This is a genomic window from Luteimicrobium sp. DT211, from assembly GCF_049844995.1.
Lineage (GTDB): Bacteria > Actinomycetota > Actinomycetes > Actinomycetales > Cellulomonadaceae > Luteimicrobium.
Map to the genome: position 1 here is coordinate 792,969 of NZ_JBNCMC010000001.1, position 16,391 is coordinate 809,359.

A 16,391-nucleotide genomic window follows, 5' to 3' on the forward strand; every position below is an offset into this window, starting at 1 on the left:
GGACGGTCGCCCGTCACGTGATCGCGGGGCTCAGATCACGGGCTCGGCGTCGATGATGCTCAGACCGCGTGCTCGGCCCGGCGCGCGCGGACCGAGCCCGCGAGCTCCCGGAGCAGGTCCGCCGTCGTCGGCCAGTCGATGCACTTGTCGGTGACGGACTGCCCGTAGACCAGGCCGGTGGGCGCCGGCGCCTGCGCCCCCGCCTCGATGAAGCTCTCCATCATGAGGCCCGTGACGCCGCGCTCCCTGGTCGCCAGCCGGGCGGCGAGCTCGCGCACGACCTCGGCCTGCCGGACGTGGTCCTTGCCCGAGTTGCCATGGCTCGCGTCGACGACGACCCCCTGCTCCACGGCCCCGCCCAGGCCCGACGCGCGGGCGACGTCGAGGGCCGCGGCGACGTCGGCGGCGGCGTAGTTCGGGCCGCCCCGGCCCCCGCGGAGGATCACGTGGCAGTCCGGGTTCCCGGTCGTCTCGACGGCGGCGGCGCGCCCGTCCGCGGCGAGCCCGAAGAACGTGTGCTCGCTCGACGCGGCGATGCACGCGTCGACCGCGGTCTGCACGTCGCCGTCGGTCGCGTTCTTCATGCCCACCGGCATCGACAGGCCCGACGCGAGCTGACGGTGCACCTGGCTCTCCACGTTGCGGGCGCCGATCGCGCCCCACGACACGGCGTCGGCGATGTACTGCGGGCTCGTCGGCTCGAGGAACTCCGTCGCCGCCGGCACGCCCGCGTCGAGGACGCCGAGCAGCACCTCGCGCGCGAGCCGCAGCCCGTGGCGCACGTCGTGCGAGCCGTCCAGGTGCGGGTCGTTGATGAGGCCCTTCCACCCGACCGTGGTCCGCGGCTTCTCGAAGTACACGCGCATGACGACGAGCAGGTCGTCCGCGAGCTCGTGCGCGACGGCGGCCAGGCGGCCCGCGTAGTCGAGCGCGGCGACCGGGTCGTGGATCGAGCACGGGCCGACGATCACGAGGAGGCGGTCGTCCTCGCCCGTGAGGACGTCGCGGATCTCGCGGCGCGAGTGCGTCACGAGGTCCGAGCGACGGGTGCCGAGCGGCAGGTCGTCGAGCATGTCCCGCGGCGGGTCGAGGGCGTCGATCTCCCGGATGCGCAGGTCGCTGGTGCTGGCCTGCAGCTCGGGACGGGTGGGGTCCGCGCTCATGTCGTCGACGGTACTGCCGCCGGCGGCTTCGAGGGTAGTCGTCGTCGAGGTGGCGGTCATGGCGGTGGCTCCTTGGGTGCTGCGCTCGGCTGGTGGCTGGTCGATCTCGCGTGCCGCCCAGCCGGGGATCCCACTCACCGGCTCGCCCGAGCCGGCCCGTCTGAACGACGAAGGGCCCGGACGCGTCGCGTCCAAGGCCCTGTGCTGGCTCCGGTGGGGTTGGTCAGGCGCAAGCCCGCCAGGCTCCACCCGGAGCCGGCGTAAAGCGCCAATACCAACGGTTGATCACGTCGAGCACCGTAGCACGGGCCTCACGACGACGGCCGCCCGTGTCCACGCTGTGAGCCCTCAGCGGCGGAAGATCTCGACGAACCGCGCGACCATCCGCGGCGGCACGGCCACGTCGGAGCCCTGGACGGACGCCACCACGGCATCCACCTCGGCCGGCGGGTAGTAGCCGTCGTACTGGTAGGCGCGGATCCGCGCGACGAGGCCGGCAACGTCGAGCTCCGGGTGGAACTGCGTCGCGTACACGTTCCGGCCGAGGCGGAACACCTGCGCCGGGCACGACGGCGAGCTCGCGAGCAGGACGGCGTCCGGCGGGAGCGTCGTGCAAGCCTCCTTGTGCCCGACGAACGCCTCGAAGGTGGTCGGGAGCCCCGCCAGCAGCGGGTCCCGTCGCCCCTCGTCGGTCAGCGTCACGGGCACCGCGCCGATCGGCTCCCCGTACGTGCCGTCGACGACGCCGCCGAACCGCGTGCCCAGCAGGCCCACCCCGTAGCACGCGCCGAGGAGCGGCAGGTCGCGGGCCACCACGTCGTCCAGGACCTCGCCCAGCTCGGCCTCGACGCGGCGCTGCGTCGCAGACTTGGTCTCCGGCGGGTCGGACGCGTTGAACGGGCCGCCGCCGATGATCAGTCCCGCGTACTCGGCGGGGTCGAAGCCGGGGACCGCCCGCTCGAGGGCGCCCGCCTCGAGGCGGACCCGCACGAGCTCGTCAGGCTTGAGGCTCCCGTACCGGCGGAACGCCTCGTACTCCGCGTCGGCGACGGCGTCGTCGGCGCGCGTCGCCAGCAGGACGAACGGCCTCACCCGCCGAGCGTAGGCACGAGCAGGACCGGTCGCAGGAGGGGCGGGCCGTGGTGCGCCTCGTCCGAGCGGTCCGGGCGACTACGGCGAGCGCCGCCGCGGCACCGGCACACGATCGAGGTCCCGGGCGACGGTCAGGGTCCCGGCGAACACCTCCCGCGCCTCGCGCTCGTACTCGACCGGGTCGGAGTAACGCTGCGAGAAGTGCGTCAGCACCAGGCTGCGTGCGCCCGACTCCGCCGCGACGGTCCCCGCCTGCCGGGCCGTCAGGTGCCCGAAGTGCCGCGCGGCGTCGGCGTCGCGCTCGAGGAACGTGGACTCGATGACGAGGAGGTCGACCCCGTCGGCGAGCGCGTACGCCGCGTCGCACACCCGCGTGTCCATGACGAACGCGGCGGACTGGCCGCGACGCACCTCGCTGACGTCCTCGACCCGCACGGTCCGGCCGTCGGCGCCCACGGCGACGCCATCGGCGACGAGCCGCCCGACCGCGGGCCCGGACAGCCCGACGTCGGCGAGCCGTTCGGGCAGCAGCCGCCGACCGTCAGGCTCGTCGACGCGGTAGCCGAACGCGTCGATCGTGTGGTCGAGCCGGCGCGCCGTCAGGGTCAGCGGCGTCCGCGCTCCCGGCCCGGGTCCGCCGGGCACCGGCCCGTCCTCGACGAGCGGCTGCAGCTCCAGCTCGACCGCCCGGTGATAGACGGTCGCGTCGACGAGGCGCTCGACCCACGGCGCCCCGGACGCCGGGAAGCACACGGGCACCACGTCCGGCACCTGGTCCAGGCTGAGCCGCTGGACGACGCCCGGGAGCCCGAGGGCGTGGTCGCCGTGCAGATGGGTCAACGCGATCCGGGTCACCGACGACGCCGACACCCCGGCCCGCGTCATCTGCCGCTGGGTGCCCTCGCCCGGGTCGAACAGGATCCCCGCATCGTCCCAGCGCAGCAGGTAGCCGTTGTGGTTGCGGTCCCGGGTCGGGACCATGCTGGCGGTCCCGAGGACGACGAGCTCACGCGCTGACACGCCGCCAGTCTGGCATCACGCGCGCCGTGTTTGCCGGGGCGAACTCCGAGCCGCGACACACCCCGCACGACGGCGCAGCTCACCAGGCGCCGTCGTCCTCCGACGTGAGCGCCTCGCGCTCGTCGACGAGCTCCCGCCGGTTGATGAACAGCACCTGCCGCCCGACCTCGTAGTCCTCGAGCACTTCGGCCGCCACGAGCTCACGCAGCAACCTGATCGCCGTCGGACGCCAGCCACCGACCGCCTACCCCACCACCCGCAGCCCGTGGTCGGTGCTGTTGAGCCGCCGGACGCCGTCGTCGGTGACGGTGACGATGTCCTCGATCCGCACGCCGAGCTCGCCGGCCAGGTAGATCCCGGGCTCGACGGAGAAGCACATCCCCGGCACGAGCGGCTGCTGCTCCCCCTCGACCATGTACGGCGGCTCGTGGGTCGTGACGCCGATGCCGTGTCCCGTGCGGTGAAGGAACTGCGGGCCGTACCCGGCCTCCTCGATCACGGCGCGCGCGGCCCGGTCGATCTCCTGGCACGCCACACCCGGCCGGACGGCGTCGACCCCGGCCTGCTGGGCGGCGCGGACGACGTCGTGCACCTCCTGCTGCCTGGCGCTCGGCTCCCCCACGCTCACGGTCCGCGTGGTGTCCGACCCGTAGCCGTACCGCAGGCCGCCGAAGTCCAGCACCACCAGGTCGCCCTCCTCGATGACACGCGAGCCGGCCTCGTGGTGCGGGTTCGCGCCGTTCGGCCCGGACCCGACGACAGTGAAGTCCACCTGCTCGTGCCCGAACCGGCGCAGCAGGTCGGCGAGGTCAGCGGCGACCTCGGTCTCGCGCCGGCCGGCGAACCGGACGCCGACGATCTCCTCGTACGCGCGGTCCGCGGCGGCGCCGGCGGCCGCGAGGCGCGCCAGCTCGTCGTCGCCCTTGACGGCGCGCAGCATCGGCAACCCCTCGGTGAGCCCCACGTACGACGAGCCCGCGACCGCCCGCTGCAGCCCCAGCAGGTGCAGGGCCCAGGCGGAGTCGGAGACGCCGTAGCGCCCGCCCGGCCGCAGCAGGCCCGACGACGCCGCGTACGGGTCGTCGCCGTCGGACCAGTCCGCGAATGCGAGGGCCGGCGCGCCCGCGGCCGACTCGGCGTCGCCCCGCTCGAGGCGCGGCACGAGCAGCGTCGCCGGCCGGTCGGGGGTGAGCGCCAGGAGCGTCAGGCGCTCGGTGATCGCGGTCGGCTGGTACCCGGTGAGCCAGACGAGGTCCGGGCCGGGCGTGACGAGGACGCCGTCGAGCCCGGCGTCGAGCGCCTCGCGCAGCGCGCGCTGCTGACGGGCGGCGAAGTCGTCGGCGGTGAAGGGTGGTGGTGCGGCGTCGTCGGGCATGTCTTCAGGGAAGCACCTTCGGGCGTGCACCACCCGTCGCACGGTGCGCGGCGAGGATCTCCTCGTTCAGCACGGGCCAGAGCTCGCCGTGCACGTCGGAGCGGAACGAGCGAGCGCCGAGGAACGCGGCGACCAGGCCGGCGTCGGGGTCCGCCCAGACGAAGCTCCCGGACTGACCGAAGTGTCCGTACGTCGCGGGCGAGCTCGACGCCGCGGTCCAGTGCGGCGACTTGTGGTCGCGGATCTCGTAGCCGAGGCCCCAGTCGTTGTGGTCCTGCCGTCCGAACCCGGGCAGGACCCCGCTCAGGCCGGGAAAGGCGACGGTGCGGGCCGCCTCGCCGAGCTCGGCGGAGATCAGGCTCGGCGTCAGCATCTCCAGGCCGAGCGCGAGAAGGTCGTAGGTGGACCCGCTCGCGGCGTGCGCGGGGCTGCCGTCGAAGACGACGCTCGTCATCTCCAGCGGCTCGAGCACGGCCGTGCGGGTCCAGTCCGGGAAGGACATCCCCACGGCCGCGGCGACGTGGTCCCCGAGGACCTCGAAGCCCTGGTTGGAGTAGACCCTCCGCAGGCCCGGTCGCTGGAGCACCGCCCCGGCCTCGAACGGGAGGCCTGAGGCGTGCGCGAGCAGGTGCCGCACGGTCGAGCCTTCGGGGCCGGCGGGGTCGTCCAGCGCGACCTTGCCGCCGTCTACCGCCACCAGCGCGGCCAGCGCAGCCAGCGGCTTGGTGACCGACTTCCACGCGAACACCTCCTCGACGTCGCCGTCGAAGGAGAGCACCTCGTGCGCGGACGAGACGGCCAGCGCCACGGGGAAGTCGAACCGGTCGAGCGTGGCGTAGGAACCCATGGATGCAGCCTGCCATGGGTCCGTTCGAGGTTCCGGCGCGAGGGCGCGGCTCAGACGGTCGCCGACGCTCCGAGCCGCGCGGCGACGAGCTCCGCGAGCTGCACGGCGTTGAGCGCCGCACCCTTGCGCAGGTTGTCGTTGGACACGAACAGCACGAGCCCTCGCCCATCGGGGACGGACTGGTCGCGGCGGATCCGGCCGACGAACGACGGGTCCTTGCCCGCGGCCTCGAGCGGCGTCGGCACGTCCGCGAGCGCGACCCCAGGTGCGCCGTCGAGCAGGTCGCGCGCCTCCGCGGGAGCGAGCGGGCGCGCGAACTCCGCGTGGATCGCCAGCGAGTGCCCGGTGAAGACCGGCACGCGCACGCAGGTCCCGGCGACGGGCAGGTCGGGCAGCCCGAGGATCTTGCGTGACTCGTTGCGGAGCTTCTTCTCCTCGTCGGTCTCGCCCTCGCCGTCGTCGACGATCGACCCGGCGAGCGGGATGACGTCGAACGCGATGGGCGCGACGAACTTCTCCGGTGCGGGGAGGGTCACGGCCGACCCGTCGTGGACGAGCCCCACGAGGTCCTGGCCCTGCGCGGCCTCGAGCTGCGAGCGCAGCTCCTCGACGGCGGCGAGCCCGCCGCCGGACACGGCCTGGTAGGTCGAGATGACGAGGCGCTCCAGCCCGGCGGCCTTCGCGAGCGGCGCGAGCACGGGCATCGCGGCCATCGTGGTGCAGTTCGGGTTCGCGACGATCCCCTTGCGGGCCTCGCCGAGCGCCTCGGGGTTGACCTCGGACACGACGAGCGGCACGTCGGGGTCCATGCGCCACGCGGACGAGTTGTCGATGACGACCGCCCCGGCCTCGGCGAACCGCGGCGCGTGCTCCTTGGCCGTCCCACCGCCCGCCGAGAAGAGCGCGATGTCGATGCCGCGCAGGTCCTCGGTCGCGGTGTCGGGTGTGGACTCGACGACGACGTCCTCGCCCTTCCACGGCAGCGTCGTGCCGGCGGAGCGCGGCGAGGCGAAGTAGCGGATCTTCGCGATCGGGAGGTCACGCTCGTCGAGCAGGCGGCGCATCACGCCACCCACCTGCCCGGTCGCGCCGACGACGGCGACGGTCAGTCCGCCTGCGAGGTTCGGGTTGCTCATGGGTCGGTCTCCTCTCAGCGGCCGGTGCCGCCGTAGACGACGGCCTCGTCGGTGGACGCGTCCAGGTCGAACGCGGAGTGGACGGCGCGGACGGCGTCGTCGAGGTCGTCGGCGCGGGTCACCACGGAGATGCGGATCTCGGACGTGGAGATCATCTCGATGTTGATGCCGGCGTCGCGCAGGGCCCCGAAGAGCTTCGCGGACACGCCGGGGTGCGACTTCATCCCGGCGCCGACGAGCGACAGCTTGCCGATCTGGTCGTCGTACTGGAGCGAGTCGAAGCCGATCTCCGCCTGGATCGCGGTGAGCGCCGTCATCGCGACCGTCCCGTCGCCCTCGGGGAGCGTGAACGAGATGTCGGTGAGGCCGGTGCGGGCGACCGACACGTTCTGGACGATCATGTCGATGTTCGCGCCCGAGCCGGCGACGACCTCGAAGATCCGGGCCGCGGTGCCGGGCACGTCGGGGACGCCGACGACGGTGATCTTGGCCTCGGAGCGGTCGTGCGCGACGCCGGAGATGATCGGGGCTTCCATGGCGAGCTCCTGGGGGACGAGGTCGGAGGGCGCCCCCACCACGGGGGCCGAGGGGTCGAGCGCGGCGGCGGGCACGGGCCCGTACGCGTCGGCGCTCACGAAGGTGCCGTCCTTCGCGGAGAACGACGACCGGACGTGGATGGGCACGCCGTAGCGGCGCCCGTACTCGACGCTGCGCAGCGCCAGCACCTTCGCGCCCGACGCCGCCATCTCGAGCATCTCCTCGTACGTGATGCGGCTGATCTTGCGGGCCGCCGGGACGATGCGCGGGTCGGCGGTGAACACGCCGTCGACGTCGGTGTAGATCTCGCAGACGTCGGCGTCGAGGCCGGCCGCCAGCGCCACCGCGGTGGTGTCGGAGCCGCCGCGCCCGAGGGTCGTGACGTCGTTCGTCGACTCCGTGACGCCCTGGAAGCCGGCGACGATGGCGACCTGGCCCCGCTCGACGGTCTCCCTGATGCGGTGCGGGACGACGTCGACGATGCGCGCCTTGCCGTGCACGGCGTCGGTGATGACGCCGGCCTGCTGGCCGGTGAACGACTTGGCCCGGACCCCGAGGTTGTTGATCGCCATGGCGAGCAGCGACATCGAGATCCGCTCGCCGGCGGTCAGGAGGATGTCGAGCTCGCGCTGGGGCGGGAGGGGCGTGACCTGCTGGGCGAGGTCGAGGAGCTCGTCCGTCGTGTCGCCCATGGCCGAGACCACGACGACGACGTCGTTCCCGGCTCGCCGGGTCGCGGCGATACGCTTCGCGACCCGCTTGATGCTCTCGGCGTCCGCCACGGACGAGCCGCCGTACTTCTGCACGACAAGTGCCATTGTTCTGCTCCGATGTCGCCGACCTCCGTCTCTTTCAACGGCCCGCCGGGGCGTGTGATGCGTCAGCCATGATACCGGTTCGTGCTCGTCGGCATACTGCCTCCATGGACCGCACCGGAGCGCCACGGGAGTCCGCCGTCCACGAGACGGGGCGCCTGCGCCTTCGGCCGTGGCACGTCCAGGACGCCGTGTTCCACCGTGAGCTGTGGCTGGAGCGTGACCCTCGCGTCCCGGCGCACCGTCGCGTCGACGCCGACGGTCGACCCACGGTCGTCGACCTGGAGGACTGGGCCCGCCACTACGTCCCGGAGCCGTCACCCGGCCTGCTCGTCGTGGAGCTGCGGGGCTCGGGCGCGCCCATCGGGTACTGCGGCCTCGTGGCCAACAGCGTCGGTCGGCCCGACGAGCCGGAGCTGGCGTTCGAGTTCCTGCGCTCGACGTGGAACCGGGGGTTCGCGACCGAGTCGTCGCGGGCCGTCCTCGAGCTGGCAAGCCGGTCGGGGTACCGGCACGTCGCGTCGACCGTTCGGGCGTGGAACGGCGCGTCCCTGCGCGTGCTCGAGAAGCTCGGATTCCTACGTACGGGCTACGTGGAGCGCGACAGCGACCACGGCGACTCACTGCTGCTGCGGTTGGTCGTCCATCATGACGATGCCGACGCACTCGACCCGTCGTGAGACGCCGGAGGGCCGCAGGTCAGTGGTCGCGCCAGTCGACGACCCGCAGCCCGTCGACGCGTGAGAACTCGCGCAGGTTCCCCGTCACGAGCACGGCACCGACCGACCTCGCGTGCCCCGCGATGAGGACGTCGTAGCCGCCGATCGGCGTGCCCGCGGCGGCGAGCGCACCGCGGATCTCCCCTGAGTGGGCAGCCGCGGCCGCGTCGAGCGGCAGGACCTCGAGGAACGCGAGGAACTCCTCCACGGCCGTCCGATTCGACGACGGCGCGCTCGACCGCGCCGCCCCGTAGTGCAGCTCGGCCACGGTCACCGCGGAGACAGCGATCGCGTCGTCGTGCTCCGAGAATCGCTCCAGCATGACGGGCGACCGCGACCGAAGGACGTCGATGACGACGTCGGTGTCGAGCACGAAGAGCTGCCGAGCTGTCACCAGGCGCGCTCCTGGGCCTCGGGCTGCTCACGGTGCGACATGAAGTCCGGCGAGACCTCGAGCCCGTGGGCGAACCAGAACTCCCACCGTCGCCTGGCCGGGACGATGACCCGCGCCTCCCCGACGGCCACGATCTCGACCTCGCGCACGTCGTCGGGCAGCGCGACGCTCTTGGGCAGCCTCACGGCCTGGGTGCGGTTGCTGTGGAACACCGTGGTCGTCACCATGACGCCTCCTGGGACCGGGTGGGATATACGTTCAGGATATACCTGCGCCGGAGGGACTGGCCCAGGCGGGGACGAGCGCCTCAGCCGACGACGGCGACCGTCGCGCCTGCGGCGACCAGCAGCCCGACGTACACGCCGGCGTGGACGGCGTCGGGGATGCGCGGCGGCCTCCGCCGGAGGAGGACGACGACGGGCAGCGACCCGGCGAGCAGCGCGACCGCCGACGGGACGTCGACGCCGCCGACGAGGCCGGGCGCCGTCGGCGTCGTGCCGCGGGCGAGGAGCGCGACGAGGAGCGCGGGCACCGCGATGGCTGCCGTGAGCGGGTTCGCGAGCGCCGCGGCGACCGGCATGGGAGCTCCGGCACGGCGCATGAGCGGCACGGTCATGACACTGCCTCCCACCCCGAGGAACGACGCGACCGACCCGATGGGCAGGCCCAGCGCGGTCGGCAGGCCGCCCGCCCGCCCGGGCGAGCCCACTCTGCCTGCGACGCCCGGTCGCAGGAACCCGGGCCGCACGAGCAGGTCGACGACCGTCGCGCCGACGTAGACGACGAACCCCCAGCGCAGCAGGGCGTCGGGGGCGTACCGCCCGGCGGCGGCGCCCGCCGCCCCGCCGACCGCCAGCAGCACGAGCAGCGCGCGACGCCCGCGCAGCCGAACCAGCACGTCGCGCGGGGTCGCGGACGTCGCCACGAGCGCGTTGACCACCATGACCAGGGCGGACGACGCGGCGGCGACGCGCACCGCCTCGCCGCCGAGGCCGGCGTCGACGACGGTGATCACAGGGACGGTCACGAACCCGCCGCCGAAGCCGAAGAGGACGGTGGTGAGGCCGACCGCGAGGCCGACGACGAAGAGCACGAGAAGCAGCACCCTCCGAGTCCACCGGAAGCGCGGCCCGGCGGGCAATCACAGGTTCGCCAGGTTCTGTCGACTTTCGGCCACTAGCCTGGAGGTCGTGCACAACGTCCCGCTCGACGCCGTCGACCACCTGCCCGTCGACGTCCTCCCGATCGGCACGGACTACCCGCCCGACCACCTCCTGGCGCGGCATGCGCACCGCCGCGCCCAGCTGCTCTACGGGGCGAGCGGTGTCATGCGCGTCGAGACGGACGACGGCTCGTGGACCGTGCCCACGAACCGCGGCGTCCTGATCCCGCCGGGCGTCCCGCACGAGGTGGGGATGCAGGGCGTTTCGACCTGGAGCCTCTACGTCGAGCCGTCGGCCGTGCCGTGGTGGCCGGCGTCGTGCACGGTGATCGAGGTCGGTCCGCTGCTGCGCGAGCTCCTGCGCGCGGCGAACGACCTCGAGGCGAACTACGACGTGTCCGGGCGCGACGGGGCCGTCGTCGGGCTGGCGCTCGAGGAGCTGCGCCGCGCGACCCCGCTCCCGCTCACCGTCTCGCTCCCCCGCGAGGAGCCCTTCCGCACGCTGTGCCGCGCCTACCTCGCCGAGCCCGACCTGGCCGTGACCAACACGACCTGGGCGCGCGCGGCATCGATGAGCGAACGCAGCTTCGCCCGCCGCTTCCGGGCCCTGACGGGCACGAGCCCCGCGACCTGGCGGGCCCGGGCGCGGCTGCTCGCCGGGCTGCCGCTCCTGCGGTCGCACAGCGTGACCGCGGTCGCGTCGCGCCTCGGCTACGCCTCACCGTCCGCGTTCACCGCGGCCTTCACCCGCGCGCTCGGCGTCCCGCCGTCGCGCTTCTCGTGAGCGCGCGCCGTCACCCGCGCAGCACGTCCCACCCGAGCTTGCAGATCAGCGTCCCTACGACGACGACGAACACCACCCGCACGAACGCGCTCCCCTTGGCGACGGCGGTCCTCGCCCCGAGGTAGCCGCCGCACAGGTTGGCGACGCCGACCATGAGCCCGAGCCCCCAGACCACGGCCCCGTACGGGACGAAGAACAGGAGCGCGCCGAGATTGGTGGCGAAGTTGACGATCTTCGCGATCGCGGACGCCGGGAGGAACGCGTACCCGAGCACGCTCACGCACGCGAGCACCAGGAACGTGCCGGTGCCTGGGCCGAGGAGACCGTCGTACGCACCGACGACGAGCCCGATCCCGGCCGCCGCCCAGCGGTGCCCGTTGCCCGACCAGCGCAGCTCGGTGTGCGTGCCGAGGCGCGGGCGCGCGAGCGTGTACGCGAGCACGCCGACGAGCACCGCGAGGATCACCGGCTTGAACGCCGACGCCGGGATGTGCGAGGCGAGCGCGGCTCCCCCGAACGCGCCGACGAGCGCCGTCGCGGCCATGGGGCCCGCAGTGCGCAGGTCCGGCCCGACGCGCCGGTAGTACGTCGCCGCGGAGACCGACGTCCCCATGATCGCGGCGAGCTTGTTCGTCGCGAGCGCCTGAACGGGGCTCATGCCGGGCACGAGCAGCAGCACCGGCAGCTGGACGAGCCCGCCGCCCCCGACGACGGCGTCCACCCAGCCGGCGACGAACCCGCCCACCACGACGAGCACGATCGTCCAGGTGTCGAGGTCCAGGCCGCCGACCGTCACTGCGCGTCGGCCCAGAACCGCGACCAGACCCGCGCCGTCGCCTCCGGCTGGTCGTTCTGGGGGCTGTGCCCGGCGTCGGGCACGACGGTGTAGCGGGCGCCGAGCCGCTCGGCCATGTCGCGCTGCCAGGCGATGGGCCAGGCGTCGTCCCGGTCCCCGTGGACCACGTGCACGGGGATCCCGCGGGCGCGCGCGACGGCGGCGAGGTCGTCGGTGGTGTCGGGCACGGACTGCAGGGTGAGCGCCCCGACCTCGAGGCCGGACAGGCTCGCGTCGACGAGCCGGCGGGTCTCGAACCGCTGCCTCGGCGCGAGCGCGTGGGCGGGAGCCTCGAGCGCCGCCCGCGCCTGCGCGACTCCCTCGCGCAGCGGGCCGACCACCTGCTCCTCGGACGGCGCGCCGCGGCCGGCGTCCCCGCCGACCCCGCGGACGGCCCAGCCGTGCGGGCCGGAGCAGAACATCGTGTACGAAGCGAACGGCGTCGGGTCGGCGAGCATCGCGGCGCGCGTGACGATGCCGCCGTAGCTGTGCCCGAGCAGGTGCAGGGGAAGGCCCGGCGCGACCAGCCTCCGGACGAGCGCCGCGACGCCGAGCACGTCGCGGCCCTCCTTCTCGAGCGCGTAGTCCTCGCGCCCACCCAGCAGCACGGAGTCCGGCTGACCGCGCCGCGAGTACGCCACCACGAGCCACCCGGCGTCCGCGAGCGGCCGGAGGATCGGCAGGAAGTCCTCCTTGGACCCCGTGAACCCGGGGACGAGCAGCGCCGCACCGCGCGGCGGCCCGTCCGGCGCGGCGACGAACCCGGTCAGCCGCCCCACGGGCACGTCGAGCCCGACGACGTCGACCCCGGCCGGGACCGGCAGCTCGCCGTACGGCGCCGTCGCCGGGAGTGAGGTGTGCAGGGCCGCGGAGTCGTCGCGGACGTCGTCGAGGGTCACGACGGGAAGCCTAGGAGATCGCCGTAGCGCGACCGACCTACACAGCGACCGCTACCTGCGCAGCAGGCCGCGCGACACAACGGGATGATCGCGACAGATCGCTCGCTTGCAGACGCCGGTGGCGCCGGGCTGTGTAGGTCGGTCGCGCAACGGGCAGCGCATCCTTCCGCGCGCCGTTCTCAGGGGACGCTCAAGGACGGTATGTTCCCGGCATGTCACGCGCGGACGCGTCGCCCCCGGTCCCTCCAGCCGCCCCGTCGGCGCACGTCCCGAGGCCGCCCGCCGACGCCGGAGCGCACGGCATCGACGCGATCGGCGTCCGCCGCAGCTTCGGGGCGGTGAAGGCCGTCGAGTCGGTGACCTTCACCGCGCACGCGGGCCGGGTGACGGCGCTGGTCGGCCCGAACGGCGCCGGCAAGACGACGCTCCTGCTGATGCTGGCGGGCCTCCTCACCCCGGACGCCGGCACGCTCGCGGTCGCGGGCCACGACCCGGTGGCCCAGAACGTCGGCGTGCGGGCGCGCACCGGCTGGATGCCCGACACCTTCGGCACCTGGGACTCCCTCACTGCCCGTGAGGTTCTCGTGACGGTCGGCGCCGCGTACTTCCTCAGCCCCGCCCAGGCACGCCGGCGCGCGGACGAGCTGCTCGGCGTCGTGCACCTGGAGGACCTCGCGGACGCCCCGGCCCGAGTCCTGTCGCGCGGGCAGAAACAGCGCCTGGGCCTGGCGCGCGCGCTCGTGCACGACCCCGAGGTGCTGCTGCTCGACGAGCCGGCGTCGGGGCTCGACCCCCGCTCGCGGGTGGACCTCCGGGTCCTGCTGCGCCGACTCGCCTCGGAGGGGCGCACGATCCTCGTCTCGAGCCACGTGCTCACCGAGCTCGACGAGCTCGCGGACGACGCCGTCTTCATCTCCCGCGGCCGCACCGTGCGCGAGTCGTCGCTCGCGGCCGCGACGGGCGAGCGCCGGACGTGGCGGCTGCGCGCGCTCGACCCGGTGGTCCTCACGGCCTGGCTCGATGACGCGGGGATCGCCTACCGGCGCGTCGCGGCCGGGCCCGACGGGGAGCCGGGCCTGTCGGCCGCCCCCGACGACGGGTCCGTCCACGTCGACCTGGACGACGACGAGTCGGCCGCCGGGCTGGTCCGGGCCGCCGTGCTCGCGGGCGTCCCCGTGGTCTCGGTCGCCCCGGCGACCGGCGCGCTGGAGCAGGTGTACCTGTCGCTCGAGGAGGAACGCCGATGAGCCACGCCGTCGAGGTCGAGCACGAGCCGGGCGACCTCCCCGCCGCCCCCGACGAGCGCCGCGCGCCGCGCCGCACCGGCACCTGGACGCTGCGCCGGCAGGGTCTGCGCACCATCGTCGAGCTCGAGCTGCGCCAGCGTGTTCGGTCCGCGCGGTGGCGGGTCGCGCTCGGGGCGTGGTTCGTCGTCTGCGGGCTGGTGACGTGGCTGACGTTCGAGGCGTCCGCGCAGCTCGTCGGCCCGGACTACGTGGGCTCTGTGGAGGACGACGGCACCGACGCCTTCTCGTCCCAGCTGACCGTCACGGTGCACGTGCCACGAGGCCCGCTGATCTTCGGCTTCATCGTGTTCTTCGTCCTGCTCGCAGGCTTCCTCGTCGCGCCCACGCTGAGCGCCGGCACGATCAACGGCGACCGGGAGGCGGGCACCCTCGCGACCCTCCAGGTCACCCTCCTGAGCCCGGCCGAGATCGCGGTCGGCAAGCTCCTCGCCGGATGGACGGCCGCGGTCGCGTTCCTCGTCGTGGCGCTGCCGTTCGTGATCGTGTCGCTCGCCGCGGGGGGCGTGCGGGTGCTCTCGCTCGTCGTCACGCTCGTGCTGCTGGTCGTGCTGCTCGGGGTGGTGTGCGCGATCGGGCTCGGCTTCTCGGCGCTCGTCTCCCGCACGACGGCGTCCGCGCTCCTCACGTACCTCACCGTCCTCGCGCTGACGGTCGGCACGGTGATCCTGTTCGCCCTGACCTTCCCGATGATCACGCAGACGGACGACGTGCGCGCCTACCAGTCGGCCGACGTCGCGGGGGTCGGCTGCACGTGGACGACCGACACGGAGAGCCGCGCCCACACCGAGCGGACCTGGTGGCTGCTCGCCGCCAACCCGTTCGTCGTCGTCGCGGACGCCGCGCCGGCCGCGCCCTCGGCGGCCCGCTTCGGGGTGCCGGACCCGCTGGGCGCGATCCGGGCGGGGGTCCGGACGGCGCGGAGCGGGCCGCCGGACCGCGAGGACTGGTGCGGGGACGGGACGGTCGACGACGGGCAGAGCACCTCGAACGCGCCCGTGTGGCCTTGGGGCCTCGGCGCGAACCTGCTGCTGGGAGGCGGCGCCGTCTGGCTCACCGTCCGGCGGCTGCGCATCCCCCAGAGCACGCTCGCGCGCGGCACGCGCGTCGCCTGAGTCGCGGCGCCCGCCCGCGCGCTACGGCTGGAGTGCGTCGTACTCGGCCTCGGCGGCGACGTCGTCGTCCACGTCGAGGCGCAGGTGCGCGAGGAGCAGCTGGAGCATCCGCAGCGCCGACGACGCCCGCTCGCCCCAGCTCGACAGGTAGGAGAACTGCCACCACCACAGGGCCTCGACGCGGTCGCCGGCGTCGTCGTGGGCGATGCCCTGGGTGAGGGCGTCGGCAACGGTCGCCAGGTCGGCCGACAGCGACGCCTGCCCGATCTCGGGGCCGAGCACGGGGTCCACGACCTCGACGTAGCCGTCGAGCCCGTCGAGCACGCGGGCGAGCGCGGTCCGCAGCGGGTCCAGGTCGAGGTCGGGGCCGGCGTCGGGCTCGAAGCGCTCGGACGGCACGACGTCGACCATCGCGCCGAGACGCGCCCCGCACGCGAGCAGGTCGGACGTGGCGAGCAGGAGCAGCGGGATCGCGGCGTCGACGGCACGGCCGGACGCCACCTCGGCGACCGTCGCGACGAACGCGCGCGCGTGCCTGCTGGTGGACGCCGCGACGTCGGCGAGCTCGTCGGGCGCCATCGTGGACGTCACCTCAGGCACCGATCACCCTCCTGCCCTCGAACGCGCGGCCGAGCGTGACCTCGTCCGCGTACTCCAAGTCTCCGCCCACGGGCAGCCCGGACGCGAGGCGAGTCACCGTGACCCCCATTGGGGTCAGCAGCCGCGCCAGGTAGGTGGCGGTCGCCTCGCCCTCGACGTTCGGGTCGGTCGCGAGGATGACCTCGGTGACCGTCCCGTCGGCGAGGCGCGTGAGAAGCTCCTTGATCCGCAGGTCGTCCGGCCCGACGTTCTCGATCGGGTTGATGGCCCCGCCGAGCACGTGGTACCGGCCGCGGAACTCGCGCGTGCGCTCGATCGCGACGACGTCCTTGGGCTCCTCGACGACGCAGATCACCGCGGGGTTGCGGCGCGGGTCGCGGCAGATCTTGCACTGGACGTCCTCGGCGACGTTGCCGCAGATCTCGCAGAACCGGACCTTCTCCTTGACCTGCGTGAGCGCGTCGGTCAGGCGGCGCACGTCCGCCGGGTCCGAGGCCAGCAGGTGGAACGCGATCCGCTGCGCGCTCTTGGGCCCGACGCCGGGCAGCCGGCCGAGCTCGTCGATCAGGTCCTGGACCGCGCCTTCGTACACCC

General features: G+C 74.0%; 18 protein-coding genes. 4 read left to right on the forward strand and 14 right to left on the reverse strand.

Annotated elements, in window-relative coordinates; all coding sequences use genetic code 11:
- Positions 1-59: 59 nt before the first annotated feature.
- From ACLQ14_RS03585 to ACLQ14_RS03615, 7 genes are all read right to left on the reverse strand, one after another.
- On the reverse strand, positions 60-1,163 hold the full coding sequence (locus ACLQ14_RS03585) for a 3-deoxy-7-phosphoheptulonate synthase (RefSeq protein ID WP_425809948.1): 1,104 nt from the start codon (positions 1,161-1,163) through the stop codon (positions 60-62).
- A gap of 348 nt (positions 1,164-1,511) precedes the next feature.
- Complete coding sequence (locus tag ACLQ14_RS03590) at positions 1,512-2,255, reverse strand: glutamine amidotransferase (protein WP_425809950.1); 744 nt, start codon at positions 2,253-2,255, stop codon at positions 1,512-1,514.
- 78 nt (positions 2,256-2,333) lie between these two features.
- Entirely contained in the window at positions 2,334-3,275 is a 942-nt protein-coding gene (locus ACLQ14_RS03595) for a ribonuclease Z (protein ID WP_425809952.1), read from the reverse strand.
- Positions 3,276-3,519: 244 nt separating this feature from the next.
- The gene (locus tag ACLQ14_RS03600; protein WP_425809954.1) at positions 3,520-4,650 is read right to left on the reverse strand and encodes an aminopeptidase P family protein; all 1,131 of its coding nucleotides are present in this window, start codon (positions 4,648-4,650) and stop codon (positions 3,520-3,522) included.
- Positions 4,651-4,654: 4 nt separating this feature from the next.
- Positions 4,655-5,497 (reverse strand): serine hydrolase domain-containing protein, encoded by an 843-nt coding sequence (locus ACLQ14_RS03605; RefSeq protein WP_425809956.1) that lies wholly within the window; start codon positions 5,495-5,497, stop codon positions 4,655-4,657.
- 50 nt (positions 5,498-5,547) lie between these two features.
- Positions 5,548-6,633 (reverse strand): aspartate-semialdehyde dehydrogenase, encoded by a 1,086-nt coding sequence (locus ACLQ14_RS03610; RefSeq protein WP_425809959.1) that lies wholly within the window; start codon positions 6,631-6,633, stop codon positions 5,548-5,550.
- A 14-nt stretch (positions 6,634-6,647) separates the two neighbouring features.
- On the reverse strand, positions 6,648-7,988 hold the full coding sequence (locus ACLQ14_RS03615) for an aspartate kinase (RefSeq protein ID WP_425809960.1): 1,341 nt from the start codon (positions 7,986-7,988) through the stop codon (positions 6,648-6,650).
- 104 nt (positions 7,989-8,092) lie between these two features.
- On the opposite strand from ACLQ14_RS03615, the gene ACLQ14_RS03620 reads away from it, so the two are divergent.
- Complete coding sequence (locus ACLQ14_RS03620) at positions 8,093-8,665, forward strand: GNAT family N-acetyltransferase (RefSeq protein WP_425809962.1); 573 nt, start codon at positions 8,093-8,095, stop codon at positions 8,663-8,665.
- 19 nt (positions 8,666-8,684) lie between these two features.
- On the opposite strand, the gene ACLQ14_RS03625 is transcribed toward ACLQ14_RS03620, so the two are convergent.
- The 3 genes from ACLQ14_RS03625 to ACLQ14_RS03635 all read right to left on the reverse strand — a co-directional run bounded on the left by ACLQ14_RS03625 (position 8,685) and on the right by ACLQ14_RS03635 (position 10,203).
- Positions 8,685-9,098: a type II toxin-antitoxin system VapC family toxin gene (locus ACLQ14_RS03625; RefSeq protein WP_425809964.1), complete on the reverse strand. Its 414-nt coding sequence runs from the start codon at positions 9,096-9,098 to the stop codon at positions 8,685-8,687.
- A complete protein-coding gene (gene vapB, locus ACLQ14_RS03630) occupies positions 9,095-9,325 on the reverse strand; it encodes a type II toxin-antitoxin system VapB family antitoxin (protein ID WP_425809966.1) in 231 nt (76 codons plus the stop codon). The genes ACLQ14_RS03625 and vapB overlap by 4 nt, the downstream gene beginning before the upstream one ends.
- A gap of 80 nt (positions 9,326-9,405) precedes the next feature.
- Positions 9,406-10,203, reverse strand: coding sequence for a TSUP family transporter (locus ACLQ14_RS03635; RefSeq protein ID WP_425809968.1), 798 nt, complete (start codon positions 10,201-10,203; stop codon positions 9,406-9,408).
- A gap of 85 nt (positions 10,204-10,288) precedes the next feature.
- Here ACLQ14_RS03635 and ACLQ14_RS03640 point away from each other — a divergent pair, with 85 nt between their 5' ends.
- Positions 10,289-11,044, forward strand: a complete 756-nt coding sequence (locus ACLQ14_RS03640) for an AraC family transcriptional regulator (protein WP_425809971.1) — start codon at positions 10,289-10,291, stop codon at positions 11,042-11,044.
- A gap of 10 nt (positions 11,045-11,054) precedes the next feature.
- Here ACLQ14_RS03640 and ACLQ14_RS03645 read toward each other — a convergent pair whose 3' ends face one another.
- Together ACLQ14_RS03645 and ACLQ14_RS03650 are read right to left on the reverse strand one after the other, a co-directional pair.
- A complete protein-coding gene (locus tag ACLQ14_RS03645) occupies positions 11,055-11,840 on the reverse strand; it encodes a sulfite exporter TauE/SafE family protein (protein ID WP_425809973.1) in 786 nt (261 codons plus the stop codon).
- Positions 11,837-12,778: an alpha/beta fold hydrolase gene (locus ACLQ14_RS03650; RefSeq protein ID WP_425809975.1), complete on the reverse strand. Its 942-nt coding sequence runs from the start codon at positions 12,776-12,778 to the stop codon at positions 11,837-11,839. Before ACLQ14_RS03650 ends, ACLQ14_RS03645 begins: the two co-directional genes overlap by 4 nt.
- 212 nt (positions 12,779-12,990) lie before the next feature.
- Here ACLQ14_RS03650 and ACLQ14_RS03655 point away from each other — a divergent pair, with 212 nt between their 5' ends.
- Entirely contained in the window at positions 12,991-14,025 is a 1,035-nt protein-coding gene (locus ACLQ14_RS03655) for an ABC transporter ATP-binding protein (protein WP_425809977.1), read from the forward strand.
- Positions 14,022-15,197: an ABC transporter permease gene (locus ACLQ14_RS03660; RefSeq protein ID WP_425809979.1), complete on the forward strand. Its 1,176-nt coding sequence runs from the start codon at positions 14,022-14,024 to the stop codon at positions 15,195-15,197. The genes ACLQ14_RS03655 and ACLQ14_RS03660 overlap by 4 nt, the downstream gene beginning before the upstream one ends.
- Before the next feature lie 21 nt (positions 15,198-15,218).
- On the opposite strand, the gene ACLQ14_RS03665 is transcribed toward ACLQ14_RS03660, so the two are convergent.
- Together ACLQ14_RS03665 and recR are read right to left on the reverse strand one after the other, a co-directional pair.
- Positions 15,219-15,776 (reverse strand): DUF5063 domain-containing protein, encoded by a 558-nt coding sequence (locus tag ACLQ14_RS03665; RefSeq protein WP_425810194.1) that lies wholly within the window; start codon positions 15,774-15,776, stop codon positions 15,219-15,221.
- 13 nt (positions 15,777-15,789) lie between these two features.
- Positions 15,790-16,389, reverse strand: coding sequence for a recombination mediator RecR (gene recR, locus ACLQ14_RS03670; protein WP_425809982.1), 600 nt, complete (start codon positions 16,387-16,389; stop codon positions 15,790-15,792).
- Between the last annotated feature and the right edge of the window lie 2 nt (positions 16,390-16,391).